The following is a 6500-nucleotide window of genomic DNA, read 5'->3' as shown; positions in this document are numbered from 1 at the left end:
GGTCGGAAGGTGACGTTCGGCGCCGTAAGGCGCACCGCCGGGTGGTCATCCCGTCGCCTTCCGGTTTGTGCATATCACCTTGAGCCAGGGCCGCAAGGTTGGCATGTCAACTCGCGCGAGCACGGATGTTGCGGCCCTGGCTCAAGGTGATCGTCCAGTGTCAGGCGACGGGATGACCACCCAGCTACCTTGGTGGCGTGGTGAGACCCGCCACCGCGGGGAAAATCGCTGGACCGTGATCCGTACACTGGGTCTCGTGGACGTCCAGTTGGAGTAGCTCCGGGCCGCCTGTTCGGCAGGCCCGTCGATGCCACCCGTCCACCCCCGCCATCCGGGAGTTCTCTTGATCACGGCCACCGGCCTCGAACTGCGCGCCGGGTCGCGCATTCTGCTTTCCGACACCACCCTGCGCATCCAGCCGGGCGATCGCATCGGCCTGGTCGGGCGCAACGGCGCCGGCAAGACCACCACCCTGAAGGTCCTCGCGGGCGAGGGCGAGCCCTACGCGGGCGAGGTGCGCCGCGGCAGCGAGCTCGGCTACCTGCCCCAGGACCCGCGCGAAGGTGACCTCTCCGTCACGGCCAAGGACCGCGTCCTGTCCGCCCGCGGCCTCGACACCCTGCTGCGCGACATGGAGAAGGCCCAGACCGCCATGTCGGAGCTGGTCGACGACGCCGAGCGGGACAAGGCGATCCGCCGCTACGGCCGCCTCGAGGAGCGCTTCGCCTCCCTGGGCGGGTACGCCGCCGAGAGCGAGGCCGCCCGCATCTGCGCCAACCTCGGCCTGGCCGACCGCGTCCTCGCCCAGCCGCTGCGCACCCTCTCCGGCGGTCAGCGCCGCCGCGTCGAGCTGGCCCGCATCCTGTTCGCCGCCTCCGACGTGGGGGCCTCCGGCCGCTCCGACACCATCCTGCTGCTCGACGAGCCGACCAACCACCTCGACGCCGACTCGATCAACTGGCTGCGCGGCTTCCTCAAGGGCCACGAGGGCGGTCTCGTGGTGATCAGCCACGACGTCGAACTGCTGGCCGAGGTCGTCAACAAGGTCTGGTTCCTCGACGCCACCCGCGGCGAGCTGGACAACTACAACATGACCTGGAACCGCTACCTGGAAGCGCGCGCGACCGACGAGAAGCGCCGCCGCCGGGAGCGGGCCAACGCGGAGAAGAAGGCCGCCGCCCTGCAGGCACAGGCCGCGAAACTCGGCGCGAAGGCCACGAAGGCCGTCGCGGCGAAGAACATGGCCCGCCGCGCCGAGCAGATGCTCGCGAGCCTGGACGACCAGCGCCAGGCCGACAAGGTCGCGCACATCAAGTTCCCGGCCCCGGCCCCGTGCGGGCGCACCCCGCTCACCGCCGACGGACTGTCCAAATCGTACGGCTCGCTGGAGATCTTCACCGGCGTCGACCTCGCGATCGACCGCGGCACCAAGGTCGTCGTGCTCGGCCTCAACGGTGCGGGCAAGACCACCCTGCTGCGCCTGCTCGGCGGCATGGAGAAACCCGACACCGGCAGCGTCGTGGCCGGCCACGGGCTGCGCCTCGGCTACTACGCGCAGGAACACGAGACGCTCGACCACGACGCCAGCGTGTGGGAGAACATCCGCCACCTCGCCCCCGACACCGGCGCGCAGGAGCTGCGGAACCTGCTGGGCTCGTTCCTGTTCACCGGTGAGCAACTCGACCAGCCCGCGGGCACCCTTTCCGGTGGTGAGAAGACCCGGCTCGCGCTCGCGGGCCTGGTGTCCAGCGCCGCCAACGTGCTGCTGCTCGACGAGCCGACCAACAACCTCGACCCGGCCAGCCGCGAACAGGTCCTCAACGCCCTGCGCAGCTACACCGGCGCCGTCGTGCTGGTCACCCACGACCCGGGCGCGGTCGAGGCGCTGGAGCCCGAGCGCGTGATCCTGTTGCCCGACGGCACGGAGGATCACTGGTCGGATGATTACTTGGAACTCGTCCAGTTGGCATGAGGTAAACAAAGGCTCGATTGCTTAGTTGGACTAGGCAACAACCTTGAATGGCGCAATTTTTCCGCCATTGGGCAGGTTTTTCGCCCGTCGTCTGGCAAATTCCCGGTTCGTGTTCGATCATTGCGTGACGAGGCCCACTGTGGCCTGCCAACGCGATCTGGTGGAAGGCGGAACGACGTGGCTGACCTGAAGAAGGGCGCGCGGATCACCGGCAGTACGCGTGACAAGCTGGCCGCTGACCTGAAGAAGAAATACGAGAAGGGTGCCAGCATTCGAGCCCTGGCCGAGTCGACCGGACGCTCGTACGGCTTTGTGCACCGCGTGCTTTCCGAATCCGGTGTGCAGTTGCGCGGACGCGGCGGGGCGACGCGCGCTAAGAAGAAGTAGGCCGGGCACCTCCGGCCTCGGCGCGGCGGAAGCACAACATCGCACCGAGGAGCACGGACGGGTACACCAGGTACCCGAAGCGCGTCGCAGGCGTCAGGAGCGTGAACGCTCCCAGCCCGACGGCGATGCGCCACAACGCGTCCGACCCCGCGACGGGCGGACGCCGCAGCAACCAGACGAGGATCGCGGCAGCGGCGCCCGCGAGCAGGACGAACGCGGCCACTTTCCCGGCCGGTCCGGTACTGGCGATGAGATAGCCCGGCAGCGGGCTCGCCGCCGGTGACGTCACCTGGCCCAGGCCGGCCGGGAACCGGATCACGTGCTCCACGAACGCCCGCGGGTTCACCAGGAACACCGGGATGTTGAGCACCGCGCACGCGACCACCGTCGTGGTGAGGAAGCGCGCCAGGGCCCTGCCGCCCAGGCGGGCGAAGACGAGCACGGCCAGCACCACCGCGGCCGGTGCGACGATGAGCTTCGCGCTGATCACCAGCGCGAGGACGATCGCGCTCGCCACCGGGCGGTCCCTGGCCGCGAGCGCGGCCGCGACGAGCATGAGACCGACGATCGCCAGGTCCGGCCCGGCGACCGCCCAGGTCAGCGCGGTGAGCGGGCACGCCATCGCGAACTGCGCCGCGCGCACCGGAACCCGCGGCGTCCGGGACAGCCGGATCGTCAGCCACGCGCACACGCACGCGGTCAGGGCGAACACCAGCCGCGCGTCGGTGAGCGCGTCGGCCACCGGGCTCCCGCCGAACAGGGCGCGGGGCAGGCCGAACACGGCCATGACCGGGCCGTAGGGCGTGTAGTCGTTGACCTCCGGGGCCCGGGTGAGCGCCTCCACGTCCACGTACGGCGTGCCGTTGTCCAGCAGCAGGCTCGCCGACCGCTCGATCACCCACACCTCGGGCTGGGCGCTCCAGGAGAACGGTGTGTTCAGCCAGTCGGTGCCGGTGAGCCGCCGGACCACCAGGACCGCCAGCGGCAGCAGCATCGACAGCACGCCGATGCCGGCGATCCCCACCCAGCGGGAGCGCAGCAACCCGCCCTGGCGGCCGGTGGCGATCAGCCAGCCGGTGTGGGCAGCGGCGAATCCGTAGCCGAACGCGGCGCACGAACCCCAGATGCGGAAGCCGTAGAACTCGTTGGTGAGGGCCAGTGCGATGGCGTAGACGGTGCAGACGACGTAGAAGACCAGGTCGACGGTCAGCGGGTGCGCGGCGAGCAGAGCCCGCCAGCGGTCGAGGGCGGCGGCGGGGACCGGCGTGCGCACTTCGGTGCGCTCAGTGGTCATCGCGGGCCGCCGGGTGGTCTCGCACCGGTTTCGTCCCTCCCCATGGGCAAAGGTTACCGAGGGCGGAATCGCGGGCAACGCCCGGGAAGCTTTTGGTGACCTGCCGCGTTGACCTCTGCGTCTTCGGGGTAGACATCAAGTAATGTCGAACTTTTAGGGTGGGCGGCGTGGACAACACCTGGTCGTTGATGAGTTCGGCGATGCGCGCGGCGAACACGCCGAAGGGCCTCGCGCCCGGAACCGTGCGGCGGGTCGCGCGCTTCGCCCGCCCGTACTGGCGCAGCCTGCTGGTGTTCCTGGCGCTGACCGTGGTGTCGGCGGTGATCGCGGTGAGCACGCCGGTGCTGGCCGGCAAGGTCGTCGACACGATCGTCGGCGGCAAGGACGCCGGCCTGGTCGTCCTGCTGGCCGTCGTCGTGGCCGGGCTGGCGATCGCCGACGCCGGGTTCGGGCTCGTCGAACGCTGGCTGTCCGCCCGCATCGGCGAGGGCCTGATCTACGACCTGCGCCGCGCGGTGTTCGAGCACGTGCAGCGCATGCCGATCGCGTTCTTCACCCGCACCCGCACCGGCGCGCTGGTCAGCCGCCTGAACAACGACGTGATCGGCGCGCAGCGCACGTTCACCGCGACCCTGTCCGGCCTGGTCACCAACGTGATCCAGCTGGTGCTCTCGCTCGCGGTCATGGTCACCCTGTCCTGGCAGGTGACGCTGCTGGCGCTGGTGCTGCTGCCGGTGTTCGTGCTCCCCGCGCGCCGCATCGGCCGCCGGATGGCCGACCTGCAGCGCGAGTCGGCCCAGCTCAACGCCGGGATGACCACCCAGATGACCGAGCGGTTCTCCGCGCCCGGCGCGACGCTGGTCAAGCTGTTCGGGCGGCCGAAGCGGGAGGTCGAGGACTTCGGCGCCCGCGCGGGACGCGTCCGTGACATCGGCGTGCGGACCGCGATGCTGACCCGCTGGTTCATGACCAGCCTGACCCTGGTGTCGGCACTCGCGACGGCACTGGTCTACGGCCTCGGCGGCTGGCTGGCGATCCGCGGGCAGCTCGCCCCGGGCACCGTCGTCGCCCTCGCGCTGCTGCTGACCAGGCTCTACAGCCCGCTGACCGCGCTGGCCAACGTGCGCGTGGACGTGATGACCGCGCTGGTGTCGTTCGAGCGGGTCTTCGAGGTGCTCGACCTCGACCCGATGATCACCGAGAAGCCGGACGCCCGCACCGTGCCGGAGGGCGGCGTCTCGGTCGAGTTCGACGACGTCCGCTTCGCCTACCCGGCCGCCGACAAGTACTCGCTCGCCTCGCTGGAGGAGGTGTCCACACTGGACACCCGTGGCGGTGAGGAGGTCCTGCACGGGATCAGCTTCCGCGCCGAACCGGGGCAGATGGTCGCACTGGTCGGCTCGTCCGGTGCGGGCAAGTCGACGATCGCGTCGCTGCTGCCGCGCCTCTACGACGTCGATTCCGGCGCCATCCGGCTGTCCGATGTGGACGTCCGTGACCTGGCGTTCGCCTCGATCCGGGACACCGTCGGCGTGGTCACCCAGGACGGGCACCTGTTCCACGACACCATCCGCGCCAACCTGGAGTACGCGCGGCCGGGTGTGGCGGAGGAGGAGATCTGGGACGCGCTGGGCCGGGCGCGGCTCGCCGAGCTGGTCCGCAGCCTGCCCGACGGGCTGGACACGCTGGTGGGGGAGCGCGGCTACCGGCTCTCCGGCGGCGAACGGCAGCGGCTGACCATCGCGCGGCTGCTGCTGGCGCACCCGCGGGTGATCGTGCTGGACGAGGCGACCGCGCACCTGGACTCGGAGTCCGAGGCGGCGGTCAGCGAAGCCCTGTCGCACGCGCTGGAAGGCCGGACCGCGCTGGTCATCGCGCACCGGTTGTCCACCGTGCGGGCGGCCGACCAGATCCTGGTGGTCGAGGCCGGGCGCATCGTCGAACGCGGCACCCACGAGGAGCTGCTCGCCGCGAACGGCCGCTACGCCGACCTCTACCACACCCAGTTCGCCGAGGAGCCCGCTGCCGCCTAACGGAGGGCGGGCACCCGCGGGCGGTAGTGGTCCAGCAGCGCGGCGTTGGCCGCGTCGCCGCCCTCGACGTTCGAGCTGCGCCACAACGGCACCTCGACGCCCTCCCGCCGGGCGGCGTCAAAGACGTGCGCCAGCACCTCGTTCCACAGGAAGACGTTGAGCAGCGAGGACAGCGCCACCGTGCGCGGGTCGTCGGCGGGGAAGGCGGCGTCGCCGGGGCGGACGCCGGTGTCGAGCACGACGTCGGCCTGCTCCAGCAGCGTGCTGTGCGAGCGGCGCGGCGCCGCCTCGACCGACGCCCGCGAGGTCACCGCCACCACCGGCGCACCCGCCGCGCGGGCGGCCTCGGCCAGCTCGACGGGGTAGGGGTTGACGCCGGAGTTGGAGAACACGAACACCACGTCGTCCGGTCCGGGCGCGCGCTCGGCCAGCACCTCCGCGGCCAGGCCGGACCGCCGCTCGGCCGCCGTGCTGGCCGCGGCGCCGTGCAGCGGCAGCAGGTCCGGGTGGTACAGCGGGTACACGCAGGCCAGGCCGCCCGCGCGGTAGAAGGTCTCGGCGACCGACGCCAGCGAGTGCCCGGCGCCTGCGGTGAACACCAGCGCGTCCGCCCGCACCGCGCCCAGCACCAGCGCGGCGGCCCGCTCGATCTCCCTGCCGTTGCGTTCGCCGGCCTGCTGCAGCGCGCCGGCGACCAGATCGTTGATCATGCGCCCGACCCTAGATGAGTAAGTCCTAACCCTGGGTGGTGTGTGGAGATGGGTGAAGGGTGTTCAAGATCAGTTTGTGAGGACCGACCTGAACACCCTTCTGA

5 protein-coding genes are annotated in these 6500 nt (G+C 70.9%); 3 read left to right on the top strand and 2 right to left on the bottom strand.

From position 1 onward, the window contains the following. Window positions 1–343 precede the first annotated feature (343 nt). Both ABZ193_RS42935 and ABZ193_RS42930 read left to right on the top strand, forming a co-directional pair. Window positions 344–1972 carry an ABC-F family ATP-binding cassette domain-containing protein gene (locus ABZ193_RS42935; protein WP_020421251.1) on the top strand — a complete coding sequence of 543 codons (1629 nt, stop codon included), beginning with the start codon at window positions 344–346 and terminating at the stop codon, window positions 1970–1972. Between the two features lie 144 nt (window positions 1973–2116). Next, the gene (locus ABZ193_RS42930) at window positions 2117–2359 is read left to right on the top strand and encodes a helix-turn-helix domain-containing protein (protein WP_223843236.1); all 243 of its coding nucleotides are present in this window, start codon (window positions 2117–2119) and stop codon (window positions 2357–2359) included. Here ABZ193_RS42930 and ABZ193_RS42925 read toward each other — a convergent pair. Beyond that, the gene (locus ABZ193_RS42925; RefSeq protein WP_237340279.1) at window positions 2346–3653 is read right to left on the bottom strand and encodes a glycosyltransferase 87 family protein; all 1308 of its coding nucleotides are present in this window, start codon (window positions 3651–3653) and stop codon (window positions 2346–2348) included. The two genes, ABZ193_RS42930 and ABZ193_RS42925, sit on opposite strands and share 14 nt — an antisense overlap. A 167-nt stretch (window positions 3654–3820) precedes the next feature. On the opposite strand from ABZ193_RS42925, the gene ABZ193_RS42920 reads away from it, so the two are divergent. After that, the gene (locus ABZ193_RS42920) at window positions 3821–5686 is read left to right on the top strand and encodes an ABC transporter ATP-binding protein (protein WP_237340280.1); all 1866 of its coding nucleotides are present in this window, start codon (window positions 3821–3823) and stop codon (window positions 5684–5686) included. Here the strand turns inward: ABZ193_RS42920 and ABZ193_RS42915 are convergent. Then, window positions 5683–6396 (bottom strand): sugar isomerase domain-containing protein, encoded by a 714-nt coding sequence (locus tag ABZ193_RS42915; protein ID WP_237340281.1) that lies wholly within the window; start codon window positions 6394–6396, stop codon window positions 5683–5685. The two genes, ABZ193_RS42920 and ABZ193_RS42915, sit on opposite strands and share 4 nt — an antisense overlap. Window positions 6397–6500 lie beyond the last annotated feature (104 nt).

The sequence above is a fragment of the Amycolatopsis sp. NPDC006125 genome (assembly GCF_040614195.1).
Classification (GTDB): Bacteria; Actinomycetota; Actinomycetes; order Mycobacteriales; family Pseudonocardiaceae; genus Amycolatopsis_E; species Amycolatopsis_E tucumanensis.
This window is presented reverse-complemented; position numbering and strand designations above follow the sequence as displayed.

Excerpts from the sequence above, each read along its gene's own strand:
- ABZ193_RS42925 (WP_237340279.1), bottom strand. The coding sequence starts at position 3,653 with ATGACCACTGAGCGCACCGAAGTGCGCACGCCGGTCCCCGCCGCCGCC.
- ABZ193_RS42915 (WP_237340281.1), bottom strand. The coding sequence starts at position 6,396 with ATGATCAACGATCTGGTCGCCGGCGCGCTGCAGCAGGCCGGCGAACGC.